The organism is Pseudomonas sp. XP1, from assembly GCF_053557675.1.
The window spans coordinates 82,317-83,370 of record NZ_JBNRIJ010000005.1; the positions used below are offsets into that span (position 1 = coordinate 82,317).

Annotated in this window: 2 protein-coding genes; one reads left to right on the forward strand and one right to left on the reverse strand. The window is 63.2% G+C overall.

The features are described 5' to 3' along the window. Window positions 1-17: 17 nt before the first annotated feature. On the reverse strand, window positions 18-350 hold the full coding sequence (locus ACK1U9_RS06680) for a DOPA 4,5-dioxygenase family protein (protein ID WP_046615297.1): 333 nt from the start codon (window positions 348-350) through the stop codon (window positions 18-20). Between the two features lie 52 nt (window positions 351-402). Between ACK1U9_RS06680 and ACK1U9_RS06685 the strand changes: the two genes are divergently transcribed. Continuing rightward, window positions 403-1,020, forward strand: a complete 618-nt coding sequence (locus tag ACK1U9_RS06685) for an NAD(P)-dependent oxidoreductase (RefSeq protein WP_046615298.1) — start codon at window positions 403-405, stop codon at window positions 1,018-1,020. Window positions 1,021-1,054: the final 34 nt, after the last annotated feature.

A 1,054-nucleotide genomic window follows, 5' to 3' on the forward strand; every position in this document is an offset into this window, starting at 1 on the left:
GTACAGACTATGAAGATCTAGCCCCCAAACATCGACAGATCCAGCGGCCGCACAGCCCCCATCCAGATCGCATGGTCACGGTGGTCCGCCAGTTCATCCCCGGTCAGCGGGTGCATGAAAACCACCAACCCCTTCCGATACAACGCCAACCAAGGCAACACCACACCCACCACCTCCGGCCCGAACGCCAACTGGCAGCTCCAGTCCGGGTGCGGCCCCACCGGTTTCTGGTGCATGCGCCCCATGGTCACGGGGAACAAACGCGCCGCTTCCTCGCACAGTTCACGGGCCTGGTCCATGGTCGCTGCGTCGTAGTAAACATGGGCGTGGTAACCCTTGATCCTCTGCACGATAACTCCTGATTGCGGTCCAACCATCACCACCTGCAAAGGGAGTGATGCAGTGAAAAACGCCGAAACCCCAGTGTTCAAACTGGTCCTGTTCGGGCCTGAAAGCAGCCTGGGCAACGCCCTGATGGTAGAGCTGCTGTCGCGCCAGCACGAAGTCACCGCCGTGGTCGACGACCTCAACCGCCACGCGCCGCGCCCCGGCCTGCATTTCAAGATAGGCGGGCTGGGCGATGCCGACCAGGCGGAGCAGGGCGCGGCAGGCGGGTCAGCAGTAATTGCCTTGTTGTCGACACTGGCACCGGGCGATTTGCCCGGGCAAGCCCGCATGAGCGAGGCGCTGGTGGCGGGGCTGAAGCGTACGACTATACGCCGGCTGTTGCTGGTGGGCGATTTCGATGTGCTGGATGAGCCGGGCAAGTACAGCGAGACAGAGCGGGAGTGTGTGGACCAGGTGGTGGACGGGTTACAGCGCAGTGCGTTGCACTGGACGCTGATCAATGCCCCACAGGAACTGGCCGGGTTGGGGATGGAGCATTTTCGCAGCACTGAAGGTACGCTGGAGCCGGGGTTGGCCGAGCCGTTGCGGCACCTGGCCAGGGTCGCGGCAGGGATGGTGGATATGCTGGAGCTGGATTTGCACCGGGGCGAGCATCTGAACTTCGTGGTCTAGATTGCCGGGGCTGCTGTGCAGCCCATCGCCGGGG